Below are 20,328 nucleotides of genomic sequence, written 5' to 3'. Positions count from 1 at the left end.
ACGCCGGGGCGGGCGGCGCCCCCGACCCGGCCGCGCGCGCGCGCGGGGGCGGTGGGGTGGGGGCCCCCCCGCCCCCCCCCCCCTGGGGGTGGGGGGGGGGGGGGGCCCCCCCGGCCCCCCGGGGGCCCGCCGCCGGGCCGCGCGTAGAGGATCCGCCCGCCGGTGGTGAGGGCCAGGTTCAGCGTCACGCTCACCGGTGAACTCATCGGCCAGGCCACGCCGTAGCGCTCGGCCGAGCCGCCCCCGCGGTGCGACAGCTCCCGCGTGACGTCCTCGAACTCCTGCCACGTCCAGGGCGCGTCGGTGTCCGGCAGCCGCACGCCCGCCCTGACCAGCAGCGCGCGGTCGGCGACGAGCATGCGCGGCTCCTGGAGGAAGGGCATCCCGTACAGCCTGCCGCCGAAGCGCGCCATGTCCCGTACGGAGGGGGGGACACGGGCGAGGGCGGACGCGGGGAGCAGCGGGGCGAGGTCGGCGAGGTAGCCGCCGGAGCCGAAGTCGGTGAGGTCGTTGCCCTCGTCGTGGATGACGTCGGGTGCGGCGCCGCCCTCGAAGGAGGTCAGCAGCTGGTCGTGGACGTCGTCCCAGCTGCCCTGGACGTAGCGGACCCGGACCTCGGGACCGGTGGCGTTCCACTGGTCCACCAGGGCCTTGTTGGCCTTGACCGACTCCTCCTGCCAGGCCAGCGACAGGAAGTCCAGCGTCGGGGTCCCCGAGCCGGCCGGTGAGCCGCAGCCGGCCAGCAGCGGGCCGCCCGTGGCGCCCGCCGCGGCGGCGACGCCTCCGCCGAGCAGCGTCCGGCGCCGCATCAGCCCTTCACCGCCCCGGACAGCATGCCGCCGACCAGGCGCTTTTGGAGCAGCGCGAAGAAGACCAGGCTCGGCAGGGTGGCCAGCAGCGCGGCGGCGGCGAGCGGACCGAGGTCCGCGGCGCCCTCCGCACCGGTGAAGTGGGTCAGGATCACGGACATCGTCTGCTTCTCCGGCGTCTTGAGCAGGACCAGGGCGAAGAAGAACTCGTTCCAGGCGGTGACGAAGGCGAACATCAGCGTCGCCACCAGGCCGGGCGCCAGCAGCGGCAGCACCACGCTGCGCAGCGTGCGCCAGCGGCCGCAGCCGTCGATCGCGGCCGCCTCCTCCAGCGTCACCGGCACGGCTCTGACGTAGCTCTGCAGCATCCACAGCACGAAGGGCAGCGTCCACACCACGTAAACGACGACCAGCCCGGGGCGGGAGTCGATCAGGCGCAGATTTTTGAGCACCATGAACAACGGGATGACGACCAGTACGAGCGGGAACATCTGGCTGACCAGGATCCAGCCCGTCCCGGCCCGGCTGACGGCGCCGCGGAAGCGCGCCATCGCGTACGCCGCGGGCACCGCGACGGCGACCGAGACCACGGCGGCCGCGCCCGCCACGAGCAGGCTGTTGAGGGCGGCGTGCAGCAGCGGCTGCTCGTCGAGCGCGGTGCGGAAGTTGTCCAGCGTCGGGTGCCGCGGCAGCCACGTCGGGTCGACCGAGCCCAGCTCGCGCGGCGACTTGAAGGCCGTGGACAGCAGCCACAGCAGCGGGAAGGCGAGGAAGACCAGGTAGCCCAGCAGTGCGGCGTACTGCCCGGTGCGGCCCGCGCGGCGGCGCAGCACCCGGCGGCGCGGCTCGGGTACGGGTACGGGTACGGGCACGGCGCCGGGGTCGGGCGCGGGGGTGGCGGCGGCGCTCACTGGTCGGCCTCCTTCAGCCGGTTGCGCAGGAAGACGGCCAGCAGTACCGCGATCACCGCGGTCATCGCCAGGCCCATGGCCGCCGCGTAGCCGTACTGGCCGTAGCGGAAGGCCTCTTCGTAGGCGAAGAGCATCGGCAGCCGGGTCTTGCCGCCGGGTCCGCCGCCGGTCAGCACGTAGACCAGGCCGAAGGCGTTGAAGTTCCAGATGAAGTTGAGCGCGGTGACCGACAGCACGACGGGGCGCAGCGTCGGCCAGGTCACGGTCGTGAAGCGGCGCCACAGGCCCGCCCCGTCGATGGCGGCGGCCTCGTGCAGTTCCAGGGGCACGTTCTGCAGCCCGGCGAGCAGCACCACGGTCGTCTGCGGCATGCCCGCCCACACGCCCACCACGACGACCGCCGGGAGGGCGAGGGACAGGCTGGAGAGCCAGTCGGTGTGGCCGGAGGTCAGGTGCAGGTGGCGCAGCGTGTTGTTGAGGACGCCGGCGTCCGGGTTGTACACCAGCCGCCACATGATGCCGACGACGATCTCCGGCATCGCCCACGGCACCAGCGCGAGGGTGCGGGCCAGCCAGCGCAGGCGCAGGTCCTGGTTCAGCAGCAGGGCCAGGCCCAGGCCCAGCGCGAGCTGGAGCACGGTCACGCACACCGCCCAGACCAGGCCGATCCGGAAGGACTCCCAGAACAGCGAGTCCAGCCGCAGGTCGGCGAGGTTGTCCAGGCCGGTGAACGACGTCGCACGCGTGACGCCGGACTGGGCGTCGGTGAAGGCCAGCGCGATGCCGTAGCAGAGCGGCAGCACGCTCAGCACCAGCACCGGGACCAGCGCGGGCAGCAGCAGGAACCAGGCGTCACGGTCCAGGCCCAGCATGCGGCGCCGGGCCGCCGCCGTACGCGGCGGGGGAGTGCCCGCCCCCGGGCGCGGTGCCTCGGCGGCGACGGCGCTCATGACGCGCTCCCCGCGGGGCAGGCACCTCGTACCCCGCCCGTCGAGGCCCGGACCACCAGGCGCGGCGGCACGGTCGCGGTCCGCACCGGGTGGCGGCCGCCCTCCAGCCGGGCGACGAGCATCTGCGCGGCCAGCCGTCCGCGTTCGGCCGAGCCGAGGTCGACGCTGGTGAGCGCCGGGCGGCCGGCCCGGGCCAGCTCGCTGTCGTCCATCCCGGCGACGGCGAGGTCGTCGGGTATGCGCAGGCCGCGGTCGTGGGCGGCGTGCGCGGTGCCGAGGGCGAGCTGGTCGTTGGCGCACAGCACGCCGTCCGGCCGGGGGCCGGCGTCCAGCAGCCGGCGGGCGGCACGGGCGCCGGACTCGATGCCGAACTCGGTGGTGACGGCGAGGCCCGGATCGGGCGCGAGGCCCGCCTCGCGCAGCGCCCTCTCGTAGCCGAGCCTGCGGTTGCGGCCGGGCACGGTGTCGGCCGGGCCGCCCACGAAGCCGATGCGGCGCCGGCCGCGCTCCAGCAGGTGGCGCACCGCGAGCACGGCGCCGAGCACGGAGTCGGCCCGAACGCTGTCGACCGCCGCCGGTTCCGGCAGGGAGCCGATGACCACCACCGGGCGGGCGGCCGCGGCGAGCGCCTCCAGATGCGCGCGGGTCACCCGGATCGGGCACAGGATTAGCCCGTCGCTGGTGCGGTCGGCGAGGCTGCGCACCACGTCCAGCTCGTCCTCGGCGACGGCGCCGGTGGAGTGCAGCAGCAGCCGGTAGCCCAGCGGCTTGGCCACCGCCTGTATCTGCCGGACCATCGAGACGTACGCCGGGTTGCCGACGTCGGGCATCGCGAAGGTGAGCTGCCGGGTCCGGCCGTCCTTGAGCGATCTCGCCACGCCGTTGGCGACGTAGCCCAGTTCGGCCGCGGCCTGCTCGACGCGCCGCACGGTGCCGGGCCGGGCCCCGTGGCCGTTGAGCACGCGTGAGACGGAGGCGATGGACACGCCCGCCCGTGCGGCGATGGTCTCCACCGTGGGCGGTCCGCCGGAAGTGGTCATGGTCGTCCCCTCACTGTGCCGTTGGACGGGCGCGCGCGGGTGATCGCGCGCCGGGGGTCTGCGAACGTTCTGTAAACGTTTACAGAGTGATCCCTCGTCAGGCCCCGGAAGAAGGGGAGGCCCTCCGCATGTTGCGCGGAGGTTACGCTGACGATCAGTCAATTGTGACCTGAATCACGGCACGGCGGGAGGGGTTCGGCGGATTTCGTCCGCGTCCGGCCCGGAGGGCGGGGGAGAACCGCAGGTGGGGGGCGGTGGGCCGCCCCCCCACCCGGTCAGCGGGCGGGGCCGAGCCCGGCGGCTTCGAGCCGGTCGGCGACCGCTCGCGTCTCGGCGTCCGTCAGCGGCAGCAGCGGCGCCTGGGTGTGCGCGTGCCGGATGACCCCGCGGGCGACGAGCGCGGCCTTGAAGGCGCCGAGGGCGCCCGACATCCGGCCGACGCGGCCCCGGTCGGCGACCTCGATGATGCCGAACAGCGCGGCCAGCCGCCGCTGTTCGGCCGCGGCCGCGGCGGCGTCCCCGGCCCGCGCGGCCTCGTAGAGCCGCACGTAGCCGTGCGGGTCGACGTTCCCCAGGCCCGGCACGATGCCGTCGGCGCCCCGGGCCATCGCCAGGTCCGCGAGCGTCTCGGAGCCGGTCAGGACGCCCGCGCCGCTGCCGGCCGCGCCGTCCATCACCCGCTGGAAGGACTCCAGGTCGCCGGAGGAGTCCTTGACCGCCGCGACGACCCCGGAACGGGCCAGCTCGCCGAGCAGCGCGGGGGACAGCTTCCAGTGGACGTTGGAGGGGATGTCGTAGGCGACGACGGGCACGTCGAGCCGCCGGTGCAGCAGCTCGTAGTGCGCCCGGACCTCGCTCTCGCCGACGCCGACGTAGAAGGGCGCGGTGACCACGACCGCGTCGGCGCCCAATGCCTGCGCGCGGCGGGCGTGGTCCAGGACGCGCAGGGTGCCGGTGTCGATCGCGCCGGCCAGCACCGGGACCTGCCCGGCGGCGGCGCCGACGACCGTACGCAGCGCCGTGTCGCGCGCCGCGTCCGTCAGCTGGGCGATCTCGCCGGTGGACCCGCCGACGAACAGGCCGTGCACGCCGGCCTCCAGCAGGAAGCCGGTCAGGCGCTCCAGGGAGGCGGTGTCCACCTCCCCGTCCTCGGTCAGCGGGGTGCACAGGGGAGGAACGACTCCGTGGAACATCAGACCTTCTCACTTGCCGGTGGTTCGAATGCTGTGGTGTGTCCTGCCGTCGCGGCGTGGCGCCGGTCGGCGGCGCGCTGCAGGCGCGCCGGTACGTCGAAGCCGACCAGCAGCACGACGACGGCGGTCAGGGCGGCGCCGAGCACGGCCAGCGCGGTGCCGAGCCCCAGCGGCCCGGCGATCTTCTCGCCCAGGACCGGCGCCGCGGCGCCGCCGAGCGCGCCGACGTTGTAGCTGAACCCGAGCGCGGCGGCGCGCATGCCGACCGGGTAGTGCGAGCTGATGTAGCTGGGCAGCACTCCCGAGGCGCCCTGGCTGGTGCCGACCAGCAGGAACAGCAGCACCCACAGGGCGACGGTGTGCCCCTCGCCCAGGGCGAAGACCGGGTAGACGAAGACCAGGGATACGAGCAGCATCCCCACGTAGGCCCGCCGGGTCCCGAACCGGTCGCCGAGGTAGCCGCTGACGACCGAGCCGACGGCGTAGCCGAAGCCCGCGTACAGCAGCGCGTCGGAGACCTGCCCGGGGTCGTAGTGCAGATCGGACTTCAGGTACGTCGGCAGCAGGGACTGGAGCGGCCAGGAGTAGAGGAACGCGCAGAAGACGGTGACCATCAGCCCCACCACGACCGGCCACAGCCGCTGCGCGAAGCGCACCGCGAGGGCGACGAAGCAGGCCGCGATCACGGCGACGAGAGCCAGCGTCACGGCGAGCGACTGGTTGCGCAGCACCACCAGCAGCGCGGCCGCCGCCACCAGGCACACGGGCAGGGTCCACAGGCGGCTGCCGCGCGCGAAGAGCAGCGCGGTGGTGCTGACCGGCCGCTCCCCGGCATCCCTGGAGCGCTGCCACTCCTCCGCCTCGGGCAGCCTTCGGCGCAGCCAGATCGCGAGGAAGACCGGGAGGATGCCGATCCAGAACAGCACCCGCCAGCTGGTGTGCGGCACCACCCAGGCGTACGTCTTGGCGGCCAGCACCCCGCCCAGCGGGTAGCCGGACAGCAGCATGCCGCTGGCGGTGTTGCGCATCCGGTGCGGCCAGCTCTCGATGATGTACGTGGCGCTCGCGCTGTACTCGCCGGCCATGCCCAGGCCGACGACCATCCGGAAGGCGAACAGCGACCAGTAGTTCCACGAGAAGCCGCACAGCACCGAGCCGACCGCGTACAGCGCGATGCTCAGCACCATGGCGGGGCGGCGGCCGAAGCGGTCGCCGAGGGCGCCGATGGCCAGCCCGCCGAACCAGCGGGAGACGAAGGCGGCCGACACCAGCGTCGCGGCGGTCACGCCGGACAGGTGGAAGTCGTGCGCGATCTCGGTCAGGACGAGGGAGATCAGGCCGAAGTCGAAGCCGTCCATGGCGTAGCCGAGCCATGCGGCCGAGAAGGCTCTCCAGTCCCGCCGGGAGAGTTCGGCGCGCCAGCGCAGCGGGGGCGCGGCGTCGTGTGTGCTGCTCATGTGCTCGCATCCTCGGGAGCCGGGTCGTCGGAGTCGCTGAGGGTTTGTAGGACGTAGGACGTCCGACGTCCTACGCGTGGGGGTAACGTAGGCCGCATGTCAGCTCAGCGCAAGCCCCCCGAGGCGCCGGCCCCCCTGGCCGAACGCCCGCGCCGGCCCAGCGTGCAGGACCAACTGATCGACCTGATCGTGGAGTTGGATCTCGATCCGGGCGAGGTGCTGCCGCCGGAAACGGAACTGATGCGCACCCTCGGTGTCAGCAGGAACTCGGTGCGTGAGGCCCTCAAGGGCCTCCAGGCGCTCGGCATCGTCGACATCCGGCACGGCTACGGTACCTACGTCGGCACCGCGCAGCTGCGCTCCCTCGCCCCCGGCCTGCTCTTCCACACCCGGCTGGCGGTCCGCCGCGACAACCCGCGCGGTCTGCTGGACATCGTCGAGGTCCGCGCGCTGCTGGAGTCCGGTCTCATCCGCCGCTCGGCCCTGGAGCTGGACGACGCCGACCTCGACCGGCTGCGCACCGAGCTCGACGCGCTGGAGGCCGACGGCGACGCGGGCCGCGCCGGACACGACCGCCGCTTCCACGAGCTGCTCTACGAACCGCTCGGCAACGCCCTGGTGCTCCAGCTCATCGCGCTCTTCTGGGACGTCTACCGCCAGGTCGAGAGCGAGGTCGGCAAGCCGCACACCGCCCACGGCCAGGTGGTGGGCCAGCACCGCCGGGTCCTGGAGGCCGTCGCCGCCCGCGACCCGGACGCCGCCGCCGCCCGGATCGCCGAGCACTTCGCCGACATCACCAGCCGCTTCGACCGCTGGACCGCGGGGCCGCGCCCGGCCGCGGGCTGAAACCCGCGGCGCCGGGGACACGGGCCGGGCGCCGCCGCCGGGCGGCGCGTCCGGCGGCGATACTCGACGCCAGCGGTGACCTGCCCGGGCGCCGGCCCCGGCGGAACGGAGAGGCACGCGCGCATGGACACCACGAGCCGCGGCACGGTACCGGAGGCCCTGCCCGCCCGGGCCCTGGCCTGGCTGCGCGGCCGCGACCCGGGCCTCGCCGCCACCCGCCGGGCGGGGCGCGGCGCCGTCGTCATGCCCGCCCTCTTCGCGCTGTGCAGCCAGGTCGTCGGCTCGCGCGAGATGGCGAGCTTCGCCGCCTTCGGGGCGTTCGCGATGCTGCTGCTCGTCGACTTCGACGGGCCGCTGCCGCGCCGGCTGCGGGCGATGGCCGCGCTCGCCGCCGCATGGGCGGTGCTGATCTGCTGGGGAACGGCGGTGTCCCGGATCACCTGGCTCGGGGTCGTCTCCATGGCGGCGGTCGGCTTCGCCGTGCTCTTCTGCGGCATCGTCAGCTCCACGCTGGCCGGCGCGACGACCGCGCTGCTGCTCGGCTTCATCCTCCCGGTGTCGCTGCGGGCGCCGCTGACCTCCCTCCCCGACCGGCTCGCGGGGGCCGGGCTCGCCGCGGGCGCGTCCGTGCTCGCCACCGCGCTGCTGTGGCCGCGGCCCGCCACCGACCCGCTGACGGCGCCCGCCGTCGCCGTCTGCCGGGCGGTGGCCGCCCGGCTGCGGGTCGAGGCCGCCCTGGTCCTCGGGCCCGAGCCGCCCGACGGCGCGCGCTGTGCGCGTGCCACCGCCGACGTCACCGAGGCCGCGGACCGGCTGCGCCGCGCCTTCGACGGCACGCCCTACCGGCCGACCGGCCTGTCCACGGGCGGCCGCGCGCTGGTGCGGCTGGTCGACGAGCTGACCTGGCTCACCGCGATCGTCGCCCACGCCGGTACGCCCCAGGAGGCCACCCGCGGCGGCGCCACCGCCCCCTGCCGGGCCAGACGCGCCGCCGCCGACACCCTGGAGCACGCCGCCGACCTGCTCACCTCCCGCACTGCCGACCCCACCCCCCTGCGCACCGCCGCCGCCCGTCTGCACGCCGCGCTGGACACGCTGGAAGGCGACGCCACGACCCGCCTCCCGTCCCGTCCGCCCGGCGGGGCGGACGGGACGGGAGGCGGCGCGGCCGCCCCGGCCGCCGGGGCCGGCAGGGAGGATCCCGGCGACGCCGGCCTCGGCGCCTTCCTCGGGGCGCTCGACGCGTCCTTCCGGGCGCAGGAGCTGAGCTTCGCGGTGCTGCAGATCGCCGCCAACGTCGAGCTGGCCGCCGCCGCGGAGCGGCGCGGCTGGGCGGACCGGCTGCTGGGGCGGGAGCCCCGCGGGCTGCCGTCCGCGCCGGAGGCCGCGCGGGAGCGGGCCGCGGCGCACCTGTCCGCGCACTCCGTGTGGCTGCACAACAGTGTGCGGGGCGCGGCAGGGCTGGCCCTCGCGGTCGCCGTCACCGACGTGGCGAGCGTCCAGCACTCCTTCTGGGCCGTGCTCGGCGCGCTCTCCGTACTGCGCTCCAACGCGCTGAACACCGGGCAGAACGCGGTACGCGGCCTCGCCGGGACCGTCGCCGGATCGATCGCCGGGGCCGGGCTGCTGCAGCTCATCGGGCACGACAGCGTCCTGCTCTGGTACCTGCTGCCCGTCGCGGTGCTGCTGGCCGGCATCGCGCCCGCCGTGGTCTCCTTCGCCGCGGGCCAGGCGGCCTTCACCGTCACGCTGGTGATCCTCTTCAACATCGGGCAGGTCCCCAGCTGGCGTGTCGGCCTCTTCCGTGTCGAGGACATCGCCATCGGCTGCGCGGTGAGCCTCCTCGTCGGGGTGCTCTTCTGGCCGCGGGGCGCGGCCGCGGAGGTGGACAAGACCATGGCGGCGGCCTACCGGGACAGCGCGGACTACCTCGCCGGCGCCGTCGACTACGCGGTGGGCTGCTGCTCCGCAGGCCCCGGGCCCGCCGCCGCGCCGGTCGCCGCCGGGCGCCGGGCCGCCGCCGCGGCCCGGCGGCTGGACGACGCCTTCCGCAGCTACCTCGCCGAGCGCGGGCCCAAGCCCGTACCGCTCGCCGAGATGACCGCCCTGGTCACCGGCGTGGTCGGGCTGCGGCTCGCGGCGGACGCGGTGCTGGGCCTCTGGCAGCGGGCCGGCGACCCGCACAGCGACGCCGAGCGGGCCGCGGCCCGTGCCGAGCTGCTGTCCGCGGCGGACGCGGTCTCGGCGTGGTACCACGGCCTCGCCGCCGGTATCCGGGGCAGCGAGCCCGTGCCCGCACCGCAGCCCGACGACCCCGGAGCGGACGCACGGCTCGCCGCCGCCGTACGCCGGGACCTGCGCGACGAGCAGGGCCGGGCCACCGCGACCGCGGTCCGTATCGTCTGGACCGGCGACCACCTCGCCGCCGCGCGCCGCCTGCAGCCCTCCCTCGCCGTCGCGGCCACCCGCGCCCGGGCCCGCTCCCGTACCTCCGCCTGACCCGTCGGCCGGGCGGGGAGCTGGGTGGCCGCGCGGCGCGGAGCCTGGTTCGCTGGAAGGCGAGGACACCCCCACCGGAGCGAGGTCCGCCATGACGGAGCAGGGCACGACGCAGCAGGCCATGACCGGGCAGGAAGCCGCCCACCGCCACGTCGAGCAGTTGCGGGAGCAGGCCCACCGGCTCGCGGACGACGCGGCGCACGCCGCGGACGCCGCCGAGCGCGGCCGGCTGGAGGAGCGGGCCAGGCAGTTGGAATCGGACAGCGACCAGGAGAGCATGATGGCCGCCGGGGACATCTACCCCGCGCAGTAGCCGCCCGACCGCGAGGACAACACCATATGAGCGCTCAGCCGCCGCCGCTTCCGCAGCCCGCGTTCGGGAACTACCAGAACGACATCTACCTGCGCGCCCTCGGCGGCGTGCTGCCCGACCTGCCGATGGCGTACGCGGAGCTGGAGGAGCGCGCGGCCGCCGCGCTGCCGCCCTCGGTGTGGTCGTACGTGGCCGGGGGCGCGGGCGACGAGACCACGCAGCGCGCCAACACCGAGGCCTTCGCGCGCTGGGGCCTCTACCCGCGGATGTTCGTCGGCGCGAGCAGCCGCGACCTGTCCGTGGAGCTGTTCGGCAGGACGTGGCCCGCGCCGCTGTTCATGGCACCGATCGGGGTGCTCGGGCTGTGCGCGCAGGACGGCCACGGCGACCTCGCCGCCGCGCGCGCCGCGGCCCGCACCGGCGTGCCGATGATGGCGTCGACGCTGTCGGTGGACCCGCTGGAGGACGTCGCCGCCGAGCTGGGCGGCACGCCCGGCATCTTCCAGCTCTACACGCCCACCGACCGCGACCTCGCCGAGAGCCTGGTCCACCGGGCAGAGCAGGCCGGCTACGCCGCGATCGCCGTCACCCTCGACACCTGGGTCACCGGCTGGCGCCCGCGCGACCTCGCCACCGGCAACTTCCCGCAGCTGCGCGGCCACTGCCTCGGCAACTACCTCACCGACCCGGTCTTCCGCCGGCTGCTCGGCAAGGACCCGCGCGACGACCCGCAGGGCGCCGTCCTGCTCTGGACGCAGATCTTCGGCAAGCCCCTGACCTGGGACGACCTCGGCTGGCTGCGCTCGATCACCTCCCTGCCGCTCATCGTGAAGGGCATATGCCACCCGGAGGACGCCCGGCGCGCCCGGGACGGCGGGGTGGACGGCATCCACTGCTCCAACCACGGCGGGCGCCAGGCCAACGGCGGCCTGCCCGCGCTGACCGTGCTGCCCGACGTGGTCGCGGCCGCGGAGGGCCTGCCGGTGCTCTTCGACTCCGGGGTGCGGTCCGGGGCCGACGTGGTCAAGGCCCTCGCCCTCGGGGCCCGCGCGGTCGGCCTCGGCCGCCCCTACGCCTACGGCTGCGCGCTCGGCGGTACGGACGGCATCGTGCACGTGCTGCGGTCGGTCCTGGCCGAGGCCGACCTGATCATGGCCGTGGACGGCTACCCGACCCTCGCCGACCTCACCCCCGCCGCCCTGCACCCACTGCCCTGACCTGCCACGACCGCCCGCGGACGGGACGTCCGCGGGGGCGTTGTCAGAGGTACGTGGGACGCTGCCCGCATGACCGTACGGAGCCTTCTGGACCTCGACCGGGCGCTGCGCGCGTCCTGGGCCGCCGACACCTGCTCGCCCGACGACGCCGCGCGCGAGCCGTGGTCGCCGGACAACCCGGCGTGGGGCCACTGCGACATCAGCGCACTGATCGTCCACGACCTCTTCGGCGGCGGCCTGGTGGTCGGCGAGGTCCGCCTCGGTGGCGAGCCGCAGGGCCACCACTGGTGGAACGAGCTGCCGAGCGGCATAGAGCTCGACGTCACGCAGGAGCAGTTCCGCCGCGGCCAGCGCGTCACGGGCGCGCGCCGGGTCGTCCGGCCGCCCGGGCCGCTGCCCCGGCGCTGGGAGGAGTACCTACGGCTGCGCGAGCGCGTCGCCCGGCACCTGGGCGGCCCGCTGCCCGCGCCCGGTGGCGGATCCGCCGCGGCCGGTGTCGATTCCGGGGGGTCCCCGATCGTCGAAGGGGCGTAGGACCACGAGAGGCGACCGGCCGCGCGCTGCGGCACGGGAGCCGGGGACAGGAAGGACGGGAGCCATGGCGCGCTACCTGCTGCTCATCCACGACAACGAGGAATACGCCGAGACGGCGGGCGAGGCCGAGGTGCGGGCACGCGACGAGGGGCACCGGGTCTTCGTCGAGGAGCACAAGGACGTGGTCGTCACCGGCGAGCACCTCATGCCGACGTCGACGGCGACGGTGGTGCGCGAGGACGGCGCGGGCGGCCATCTGATCACCGACGGCCCCTACGCCGAGACCAAGGAGGCGCTCGGCGGCTACTACATCGTCGACGTGCCCGACCTGGACGCGGCGCTCGCCGTGGCCAGGCGGCTGCCGTACTTCGGGCGGCCGGGCGAGGCGGCCGTCGAGGTCCGTCCGCTGCACTGACCGGGACGGGAGAGGCGGGGCGACCATGGCGGACGGGGAGCGGGCGGCACGGGCCGGGGCGGGGTGCCCGGGGGAGTCCGCTGCGGCCCGCGCGGTGGCCGAGGCGCACCGCACGCAGTGGGCCTTCGTGCTCGCCGCGACGGTGCGCGTCACCCGCGACCTGGACCTGGCCGAGGAGTGCGTGCAGGACGCGTACGCCAGGGCCCTGGTCGCCTGGGAGTCCTCCGGGGTGCCCGAGCGCCCCGCCGCGTGGCTGACGACCACGGCCCGCAACCGGGCCGTGGACGTCGTCCGCCGGGCCGTCTTCCTGCGCACCGCGCTGCCGCTGCTCGCCGACGACGAGACGGTGGACGGCCCCGCGGACGGCGCCGACATCCCCGACGAGCGCCTGCGGCTGATCTTCACCTGCTGCCACCCCGCCCTCGCGCTCCAGGCCCAGGTGGCGCTGACGCTGCGGCTGGTGTGCGGCCTGACCACCGCGGAGATCGCCCGCGCGTTCCTCGTCGCCGAGGCGACCATGGCCGCCCGCATCACCCGCGCCAAGAAGAAGATCGCCGCGGCGGGCATCCCGTACCGGATACCCGACTCCGAGGAGCTGCCCGAGCGGATCGACGCGGTGCTCACGGTGGTGGACCTGGTCTTCACCACCGGCCATGTCGCCCCCGCCGGGCCCGCGCTGCTGCGCACCGACCTGCTGGGGCGGGCCGCCGAGCTGGCGGCCATGCTGGGCGGCCTCCTCCCGGGCGACGCCGAGGTGGCGGGCCTGCGGGCGCTGATCCTGCTGACCGACGCCCGCCGGGAGACCCGCGTCGACGCCGCCGGGCGGCCGGTGCTGCTCGCCGAGCAGGACCGCACCCGGTGGGACCGGGCGGCCATCGCCGAGGGCCGGGCCCTGCTGCGCCGCGCCCTGCGCCGCCGCCCGCCCGGGCCCTTCGCGCTGCGCGCGGCGATCGCCGCGGTGCACGCCGAGGCGCCGGCGTGGGAGGACACCGACTGGACGGAGATCGTCGGCCTCTACGACCTGCTGCTGCGCCGCCGCCCCACGCCGGTGGCCGCGCTCAACCGCGCCGTGGCCCTCGGCTTCGCGCGGGGTCCCGCCGCGGGCCTGGCCGCCCTCGACGCCCTCGCCGCCGAGCCGCGGCTGGCCGGCTACCCCTACGCGGCCGTCGCCCGCGGCGAGTTCCTGCACCGCCTGGGCCGGACGGCGCAGGCCGCGGCCGCCTACGAGGAGGCGCTGCGCGCCACCGGCAACGCGGCCGAACGCGCATTCCTCCGCGCCCGTGTCGCCGCTCTCGCGGCCGGCGCGGCGGCGGATCCGGCGGGGCCCGCCGTCAGTCCAGCGCGTCCGACGAGCCCGGGATCGACGTGAAGCGGATCCGGGCCGCGTCCCCGCTCAGGCCGAAGGGCGCGCCGATCGCCTCCCAGGCCACCAGGCCGTGGCGGGCGCTCCGGGCCGCGGCGGCGCTCCACATCGGGGCCAGGCCCTCCACACGGGCCGTGACGCGCAGCGCGGTGAGCAGCTGCTGCTGGTCGCACAGCTCGTCGATGCGCCGCTGGAGCGTGCCGAGCAGCTGCTCGACGTCGCGCGGGATCAGGCCCTCGGCCGCGGTGGTGTGCCGCTCCCAGTCCGCGTAGGGGCCGGTGGCCTCCTCATAGCCCTCGGTCGCCTCGTCGTCGCCGAAGTCGACCGGGTGCGCGGTGCCGCCGCGCCAGCCGCAGGCGCACGCGCCCTTGACGGCGACCGCCCGCGGGCCGTCGGCGCCGTTGCAGGACCACCACGGCACACGGCTGCCGTCCGGCCGCGGGCCCGGCTCACCGCCGTCCGCCAGCACCGCGGCCACGAAGCCCTCGTGGCGCCCGGTCTCGTCGATCCAGTTCATGCCCTGCAGCCCTTCGTCCGCCGGAACCTGCCCCCAGGCTCACCGGCGGCTGACGCCGCGTCAAGGCGCCCCGGCGCGCGGCCGCTCACGCCGAGCGGCCCCGCGCGCCCCTTCGGCCGCGCCCCCCGGACGCGTGCCCGCGGGCCGCCCGCCGGCGGCCGTCAGCCCTGCCGGGACGCGGCCGGCAGGCCCTGCGCCCGCTGCGCCTTCCACCGGTCCAGCACGTCGGCCATCTCCTGCTGGGCGAAGTCGAAGAAGTCCCGCATCTCCGCGATCCGCGCCCCGGCCCGGGTGTCCGTACCGCCCAGCGCGGACGTGCCGCGCTCGGACGCGGCGATGATGCGGGTGAACATCCCCTGCTTGGTGACGGCGGCGGTGTACCAGGTGTCGTCGGGAAGCACGTACAGGTCGCTGCGGGAACCGGGCACCGACTCGCGGCCGACGAGACCGAGCTGGGCCAGGTAGCGGACCGCGCCGGAGATCGCGGCCGGGCTCACCTTGAGCAGCTCCGCGAGCCCGCCCGCCGTCAGGCCGCGCTCCTCCGAGGCCATGAGCGTCATCAGCACCCGCGCGCTCATCCTGGGGACGCCCAGATCGGCGAACAGCATGGCCGTCTGCTCGACGAAGCGCCGCGCCTCCTCCTCGTCCCGTCCGACGGACATGACCCACCATCTCCTCCCGGCCCCGTGCGCCGGAACCGCGCACCCGCGTATGCAGTGTGTCATGAAACTTCACAACTCTGTGAAGATACCGATACTGTCGTCTTCGTGAACGGAAACGACGACGTGATCAGCACGTCAGGATTACGCAAGCAGTTCAGGCGGACCGTCGCCCTCGACGGGCTCGACCTGACGGTCACCCAGGGCGAGGTCCACGGACTGCTCGGGCCCAACGGTGCGGGGAAGTCGACCACGATCCGCATCCTGCTCGGACTGCTGCGCGCCGACGGCGGCACCGCCACCCTCTTCGGCGGCGACCCCTGGCGCGACGCGACACGGCTGCACCGCAGGCTCGCCTACGTCCCCGGCGACGTCAGCCTGTGGCCCGGCCTGACGGGCGGTGAGACCATCGACCTGCTCGGCTCGATGTACGGCGGCATCGACAAGGCGCGGCGCGACGCCCTCGTGGAGCGCTTCGAGCTGGACCCGAAGAAGAAGGGCCGCGCCTACTCCAAGGGCAACCGGCAGAAGGTCGCCCTGGTGGCCGCCCTGGCCTGCGACGCCGACCTGCTCATCCTCGACGAGCCGACGTCCGGCCTCGACCCGCTCATGGAGGCGGTGTTCGGCGACTGCGTGGCCGAGTTCACCGCGCAGGGCGGCACCGTCCTGCTCTCCAGCCACATCCTGGCCGAGGTGGAGCGGCTGTGCGACCGGGTGTCGATCGTCCGCCAGGGCCGCCGTGTGGACACCGGCACGCTCGACGAGCTGCGCCACCTGTCCCGCACCACCATCGTCGCGACCGTCAGCCGGCCGGTCACCGGGCTGGAATCCGTCACCGGGGTGCACGAACTGGAGACGGACGGGCTGCAACTGCGCTGCCAGGTCGACCCGGACGTGCTGGAGAAGGTGCTGCGCCTGGTCACCGAGGCCGGGGTGCGCTCGCTCGTCAGCCGGCCGCCCACACTGGACGAGCTGTTCCTGCGCTACTACTCCACAGCGGAGGGCGCGCGATGAGCCGCGGCGCCCCCGCCGGCACGACCGAGCTGGTCAAGCTCGCCTCCCGGCGCGACCGCCTGCTGCTCGCGGTCTGGGCCGACGCGCTGATCGGCAGCTCCTTCTCCACCGCCTACAGCCTCAAGGACCTCTTCCCCGACGCCCAGTCCCGGCGCACCTTCGTCGACGGCATCCGGGGCGCCTCCGGGGCGGCACCGCTGTACGGCGCGGTCAACGGCACGTCGCTGGGCGCCCTCACCGCGTGGCGGCTGGGCGTCGTGGCCGCACTCGCCGCCGCCGTGATGTCGGTCATGCTCGTCGTCCGGCACACCCGCGCCGACGAGCAGACGGGCCGCCAGGAGCTCGTCGCCGCCGGGGTCGTGGACCGTACGGCGCCGCTCGTGGCGGCGCTGCAGCTGGCGGTGTCGATGGACCTCACCGTCGGGGTGTGCATCGGGGCGGTGCTGCCGATCCTCGGACTGCCGGTGGCCGGCTCCTTCGCGCTGGGCCTGGCCGTCGCCGGGTGCGGCGTGGTCTTCGCCGGCGTCGCGGCCGTCACCGCGCAGGTCTTCGAATCCGCGCGCACCGCGACCGGCACCGCGCTCGCGCTGCTGGCCGGCTTCTTCCTGCTGCGCGCGCTCGGCGACACCGACGACTCGGTGGCGTGGCTGCGCTGGCTGTCACCGGTCGGCTGGGCGCAGCAGGTACGCCCCTTCGCCGGGGACCGCTGGTGGGTGCTCGCCCTGCCCGCCCTCGCCGCCGCCGTGCTGGTGCCGCTGGCGCTGCGGCTGCTGGAGCGGCGCGACTACGGTGCGGGCCTGGTCGCCGCCCGCCCCGGCCCCGCCCGCGCGGGCGCCGCCACCCGCGGTGCCTTCGGCCTGGCCTGGCGGCTGCACCGCGGCACGGTCCTGAGCTGGACCGGCGGCGTGCTCGCGGGGGCACTCGTGACCGGCTCCTTCGTCAAGAACGTCGACGTCCTGGCGGGAGGCGCGAGCGTGCGCGAGCTCATGACGGAACTCGGCGGTACGCAGGACCTGCAGGACGCGTATCTCGCCACGCTCATGGGTACGTTCGGGATCATGGCGGCAGCCCTCGCGCTCAGCGTCCTCACCCGGGCCCGGGCCGAGGAGGCCGACGGCCGGATCGAGCTGGTCTTCTCCGGCACGGTCGGCCGTGCCCGCTGGGTGACCAGCCACGTGGTGATCGCGGCCGGCGGCGCCGCCGCCGTGCTCGCGGCCGCGGGGCTCGGCACCGGCCTGTCCTACGGCCTGAGCGCGCACCGCCTCGGGCACGGCCTGGGCAGCATGCTCGGCGCCGCCTTCGCCCAGCTCCCGGCCGTGCTCGCGGTCGGCGCCGTCGCCGTCCTGCTGCTGGCCGCCTTTCCCCGCTACACCGCGGTGAGCTGGGGCCTGTACGGGATCTTCGCCTTCGTCACCCTGGTCGGGCCGTCCCTGAAGGCCGGTCACTACCTCATGGACGTCTCGCCCTTCAGCCAGGTGCCCAAGCTGCCCGGATCGCCGTTCGAGGCCACGCCGCTGGTCGTCATGGGGGCGCTTGCCCTCGCGGGCCTCGCCGTCTCGCTCGCCGCCTTCCGCCGCCGCGACCTGCTCGCCTGACCGCGAGCCGGCCGCCCGCCTCCAGGAGCCGAACCGATGAGCACCTCTGCCGCCAATGTGCTGGAACACGACCCGTGGGTCCGGCGCTATCATCCCTCCGACCGGGGCGTCCTCCGGCTGGTCTGCTTCCCGCACGCCGGCGGGTCCGCCACCGCCTTCCACAAGCTCTCCGCGCTGCTGGCCCCCGGTGTCGAGGTGCTGGCCGTGCAGTACCCCGGGCGCCAGGACCGGCGTTCCGAGCCGAGCGCCGAGTCGATCGACGAGCTGGCAGCCGCGTTCGCTGCTGCCTCGGCGGTGTGGCGCGACCGCCCGTACGCCTTCTTCGGCCACAGCATGGGCGCGGTCGTGGCCTACGAGGTGGCCCGCCGGCTGAGCGGGGACGGCGGACCGCAGCCCGTACGTCTCTTCGCCTCCGGGCGGCGCGCCCCCTCCCGGCTGCGGCCCGGCACGGTCCACCTGCGCGACGACGCGGGCCTGCTCGACGAGCTGCGGATGCTGGGCGGCACCGACGAGCGGATGCTCGCCGACCCCGAGATCGTGCAGATGGCGATCGGGCCGACCCGCAGCGACTACAAGGCCATCGAGACCTACCGCGAGCAGCCGGGCTTCACCCTGTCCTGCCCGGTCACGGTGCTCGCCGGCACCGACGACCCCCACACCACGCTGGACGAGGCCGCCGCGTGGGCGGACCACACCGACGCCGGGTGCGACCTGCTGACCTTCCGCGGCGGCCACTTCTTCGTCGACGAGCGGCGCGCGGAGGTGGCCGAGGCGATCCGCACCGCGCTGCGGGAGACGGCCGCCGGCTGACCCGGGGGACGGCCCCGCCACCGTACGGGCGCACCGTGCGGACGACGACGCCCGGGAGGGGGAGAGCCCCTTGCCGGGCGTCCGCGTACCTGCACGGGAACCGCGGGCGGGCGCCGGAAAGCACTGCTTAAGGAGCGGTTGTGAGACTGGCGCGGACCGGTGTTCGCAGCCGTCCCACACGTGAATCGAGGCACTGTGTCCCCGACGGAAGCCAGGTTCCCCTCCTCCGGCGCGTCCGGCACCGCATCCGTGCCCGACTTCCTCGATCCGGCCTTCTGGCTGCGGCCGCACGAGGAGCGCGCGGAGGTCTTCGAGCGGCTGCGCGCCCAGCCCGGACCGGAGTTCGTGCCGCCCCGCCTGCCGTGGGGGCCCATGGCGGGCGGCTACTACGCGCTCGCCAAGCACGCCGACATCCTCGAGGTCAGCCGCCGCCCCCAGGACTTCTCCTCGGAGGGCGCCACCGGCATGGTGGGCCCGGAGCTCGGCGAGTTCTACGGCTCCATGATCACCATGGACAACCCCGAGCACGCCCGGCTGAGGCGCATCGTGTCGCGGTCGTTCGGCCGCAACATGGCGCCCGCCTTCGAGTCCATGTCCCGGGAGGTGGCCCGCCGCCTCGTCGCCGAACTCGCCGACCGCGGGCCCGGGGACTTCGTGCGCCCGGTGGCGGCCGACATGCCGATCGCCGTGCTCAGCACCATGATGGGCATCCCGCCGGACGACTACGAATTCCTCTTCGAGCGCACCAGCACCATCATGGGCGCCCTCGACCCCGAGTTCGTCTCCAGCCCCGAGGAGGCCGCGGCCGCGGTGCTGGGCGCCTCCCGGGACCTCGGCGACTACATCGCCGGGCTCCGCGAGGACCGCCTCGCCCACCCGCGGGCCGATGTCGTCACCCGGCTGGTCCAGGTGCAGGAGGACGGCGAGCAGCTGACCCGCCAGGAGCTGGTCTCCTTCTTCATCCTGCTGGTCAACGCCGGTATGGAGACGACCCGGAACGCCATCTCCCGCGCCCTGGTGCTGCTCACCGAGCACCCCGGGCAGCGGGCCCTGCTGCTGTCGGACTTCGAGGCGCACGCGCGGAACGCCGTCGAGGAGATCCTCCGGGTGGCAACCCCCATCAACTGGATGCGCAGGACCGCCACCCGCGACTGCGAGATGAACGGCCACCGCTTCCGCGAGGGCGACCAGGTCTTCCTCCTCTACTGGTCCGCCAACCACGACGAGAAGGTCTTCGCCGACCCCTACCGCTTCGACATCACCCGGGACCCCAACCCGCAGCTCTCCTTCGGCGCGCCGGGCCCGCACTTCTGCCTCGGGGCCCACCTCGCCCGTATCGAGATCGCCTCCCTCTACCGCGAACTGCTGGCCGCCCTCCCGGAGATCCGCGCCACGGGGGAGCCGAGCCGGCTCGCGTCGAGCTTCGTCGAGGGCTACAAGCGGCTCGACTGCACCTTCTGACCCCTTCGCGCTTGCGCCGAGGAGGCCGAGATCCGCCTCGGGCCGGCCCGGACCCGCCGATTTCCGCAGCGAGAGGAGAGCCTTGGCATGGCGAAGGACGAGGAGCGGCTGCTCGACCACCTGAAGTGGGTGACGGCCGAACTGCGCGACACCCGCAGGCGGTTGAGTGAGGCCGAGGCCGCCCTGCCCGAGCCCGTCGCGATCGTCGGCATGGCCTGCCGCTTCCCCGGCGGGGTGCAGAGCCCGGACGACCTGTGGAATCTGGTGGCCTCCGGCTCCGAGGGCCTGACCGCCTTCCCGGCCGACCGCGGCTGGGACCTGGACTCCCTCTTCGACGCCGACCCGGACCGCCCCGGGACCAGCTACACCCGGCAGGGCGGTTTCCTGCACGGTGCGGCCGGCTTCGACGCGGGCTTCTTCGGCATCTCGCCGCGCGAGGCACTGGCGATGGACCCGCAGCAGCGGCAGCTGCTCGAAGTCGCCTGGGAGACCTTCGAGCACGCCGGGATCGACCCGCGCGGCCTCGTCGGCAGCGACACCGGTGTCTGGGCCGGCGTGACGTCGCAGGAGTACGTCGTCCTCACCGCCATGGCCCAGAACGAGGTCGAGGGCTATGCCGCCACCGGGAGCCTGGGGTGTGTGGTGTCGGGGCGTGTGTCGTACGTGTTGGGGTTGGAGGGTCCTGCGGTGACGGTGGACACGGGGTGTTCGTCGTCGTTGGTGGC

20 protein-coding genes are annotated in these 20,328 nt (G+C 75.0%); 12 read left to right on the top strand and 8 right to left on the bottom strand.

The annotated features are described in order from the left end of the window. From ACH4SE_RS31135 to ACH4SE_RS31110, 6 genes are all read right to left on the bottom strand, one after another. Positions 1-809, bottom strand: an 809-nt coding sequence (locus ACH4SE_RS31135) for an ABC transporter substrate-binding protein (RefSeq protein ID WP_398546876.1), incomplete at its 3' end; no start/stop codon positions are given. Further along, the gene (locus tag ACH4SE_RS31130) at positions 809-1,639 is read right to left on the bottom strand and encodes a carbohydrate ABC transporter permease (protein WP_398546985.1); all 831 of its coding nucleotides are present in this window, start codon (positions 1,637-1,639) and stop codon (positions 809-811) included. The genes ACH4SE_RS31135 and ACH4SE_RS31130, both read right to left, overlap by 1 nt. Before the next feature lie 77 nt (positions 1,640-1,716). Then, on the bottom strand, positions 1,717-2,670 hold the full coding sequence (locus ACH4SE_RS31125; protein ID WP_398546875.1) for a carbohydrate ABC transporter permease: 954 nt from the start codon (positions 2,668-2,670) through the stop codon (positions 1,717-1,719). Further along, on the bottom strand, positions 2,667-3,710 hold the full coding sequence (locus ACH4SE_RS31120) for a LacI family DNA-binding transcriptional regulator (RefSeq protein ID WP_398546874.1): 1,044 nt from the start codon (positions 3,708-3,710) through the stop codon (positions 2,667-2,669). The genes ACH4SE_RS31125 and ACH4SE_RS31120 overlap by 4 nt, the downstream gene beginning before the upstream one ends. Before the next feature lie 275 nt (positions 3,711-3,985). Beyond that, positions 3,986-4,903 carry a dihydrodipicolinate synthase family protein gene (locus ACH4SE_RS31115; RefSeq protein ID WP_398546873.1) on the bottom strand — a complete coding sequence of 306 codons (918 nt, stop codon included), beginning with the start codon at positions 4,901-4,903 and terminating at the stop codon, positions 3,986-3,988. Further along, positions 4,903-6,360: a sialate:H+ symport family MFS transporter gene (locus tag ACH4SE_RS31110; protein WP_398546872.1), complete on the bottom strand. Its 1,458-nt coding sequence runs from the start codon at positions 6,358-6,360 to the stop codon at positions 4,903-4,905. Before ACH4SE_RS31110 ends, ACH4SE_RS31115 begins: the two co-directional genes overlap by 1 nt. 96 nt (positions 6,361-6,456) lie before the next feature. Here ACH4SE_RS31110 and ACH4SE_RS31105 point away from each other — a divergent pair, with 96 nt between their 5' ends. The 7 genes from ACH4SE_RS31105 to ACH4SE_RS31075 all read left to right on the top strand — a co-directional run bounded on the left by ACH4SE_RS31105 (position 6,457) and on the right by ACH4SE_RS31075 (position 13,553). Then, positions 6,457-7,206, top strand: coding sequence for a FadR/GntR family transcriptional regulator (locus ACH4SE_RS31105; RefSeq protein WP_398546871.1), 750 nt, complete (start codon positions 6,457-6,459; stop codon positions 7,204-7,206). Between the two features lie 123 nt (positions 7,207-7,329). Beyond that, the gene (locus tag ACH4SE_RS31100) at positions 7,330-9,705 is read left to right on the top strand and encodes an FUSC family protein (RefSeq protein WP_398546870.1); all 2,376 of its coding nucleotides are present in this window, start codon (positions 7,330-7,332) and stop codon (positions 9,703-9,705) included. 91 nt (positions 9,706-9,796) lie between these two features. Next, positions 9,797-10,018 carry a DUF6381 family protein gene (locus ACH4SE_RS31095; protein WP_398546869.1) on the top strand — a complete coding sequence of 74 codons (222 nt, stop codon included), beginning with the start codon at positions 9,797-9,799 and terminating at the stop codon, positions 10,016-10,018. 26 nt (positions 10,019-10,044) lie between these two features. After that, complete coding sequence (locus ACH4SE_RS31090) at positions 10,045-11,235, top strand: alpha-hydroxy-acid oxidizing protein (protein ID WP_398546868.1); 1,191 nt, start codon at positions 10,045-10,047, stop codon at positions 11,233-11,235. Positions 11,236-11,304: 69 nt separating this feature from the next. Further along, positions 11,305-11,769, top strand: a complete 465-nt coding sequence (locus tag ACH4SE_RS31085; protein WP_398546867.1) for a hypothetical protein — start codon at positions 11,305-11,307, stop codon at positions 11,767-11,769. 64 nt (positions 11,770-11,833) lie between these two features. Further along, complete coding sequence (locus ACH4SE_RS31080; protein ID WP_398546866.1) at positions 11,834-12,184, top strand: YciI family protein; 351 nt, start codon at positions 11,834-11,836, stop codon at positions 12,182-12,184. A gap of 25 nt (positions 12,185-12,209) precedes the next feature. Continuing rightward, positions 12,210-13,553 carry an RNA polymerase sigma factor gene (locus ACH4SE_RS31075; RefSeq protein ID WP_398546865.1) on the top strand — a complete coding sequence of 448 codons (1,344 nt, stop codon included), beginning with the start codon at positions 12,210-12,212 and terminating at the stop codon, positions 13,551-13,553. Here ACH4SE_RS31075 and ACH4SE_RS31070 read toward each other — a convergent pair. Together ACH4SE_RS31070 and ACH4SE_RS31065 are read right to left on the bottom strand one after the other, a co-directional pair. Further along, positions 13,516-14,064: a hypothetical protein gene (locus ACH4SE_RS31070; RefSeq protein ID WP_398546864.1), complete on the bottom strand. Its 549-nt coding sequence runs from the start codon at positions 14,062-14,064 to the stop codon at positions 13,516-13,518. The two genes, ACH4SE_RS31075 and ACH4SE_RS31070, sit on opposite strands and share 38 nt — an antisense overlap. Positions 14,065-14,225: 161 nt before the next feature. Then, positions 14,226-14,726, bottom strand: a complete 501-nt coding sequence (locus ACH4SE_RS31065) for a GbsR/MarR family transcriptional regulator (protein ID WP_398546863.1) — start codon at positions 14,724-14,726, stop codon at positions 14,226-14,228. A gap of 105 nt (positions 14,727-14,831) precedes the next feature. On the opposite strand from ACH4SE_RS31065, the gene ACH4SE_RS31060 reads away from it, so the two are divergent. From ACH4SE_RS31060 to ACH4SE_RS31040, 5 genes are all read left to right on the top strand, one after another. Continuing rightward, complete coding sequence (locus ACH4SE_RS31060) at positions 14,832-15,737, top strand: ATP-binding cassette domain-containing protein (protein WP_398546862.1); 906 nt, start codon at positions 14,832-14,834, stop codon at positions 15,735-15,737. After that, on the top strand, positions 15,734-17,332 hold the full coding sequence (locus ACH4SE_RS31055; protein WP_398546861.1) for an ABC transporter permease: 1,599 nt from the start codon (positions 15,734-15,736) through the stop codon (positions 17,330-17,332). The genes ACH4SE_RS31060 and ACH4SE_RS31055 overlap by 4 nt, the downstream gene beginning before the upstream one ends. Before the next feature lie 36 nt (positions 17,333-17,368). After that, entirely contained in the window at positions 17,369-18,142 is a 774-nt protein-coding gene (locus tag ACH4SE_RS31050) for a thioesterase II family protein (RefSeq protein ID WP_398546860.1), read from the top strand. A gap of 195 nt (positions 18,143-18,337) precedes the next feature. Then, positions 18,338-19,603 (top strand): cytochrome P450, encoded by a 1,266-nt coding sequence (locus tag ACH4SE_RS31045; protein ID WP_398546859.1) that lies wholly within the window; start codon positions 18,338-18,340, stop codon positions 19,601-19,603. 87 nt (positions 19,604-19,690) lie between these two features. Further along, a partial coding sequence (locus ACH4SE_RS31040) for a beta-ketoacyl synthase N-terminal-like domain-containing protein (RefSeq protein WP_398546858.1) occupies positions 19,691-20,328 on the top strand: 638 nt, incomplete at its 3' end.

The sequence above is a fragment of the Streptomyces sp. NPDC020983 genome (assembly GCF_044333485.1).
GTDB lineage: Bacteria > Actinomycetota > Actinomycetes > Streptomycetales > Streptomycetaceae > Actinacidiphila.
The sequence above is the reverse complement of the archived record's forward strand: the minus strand, read 5'-3'. Positions and strand labels throughout refer to the sequence as shown.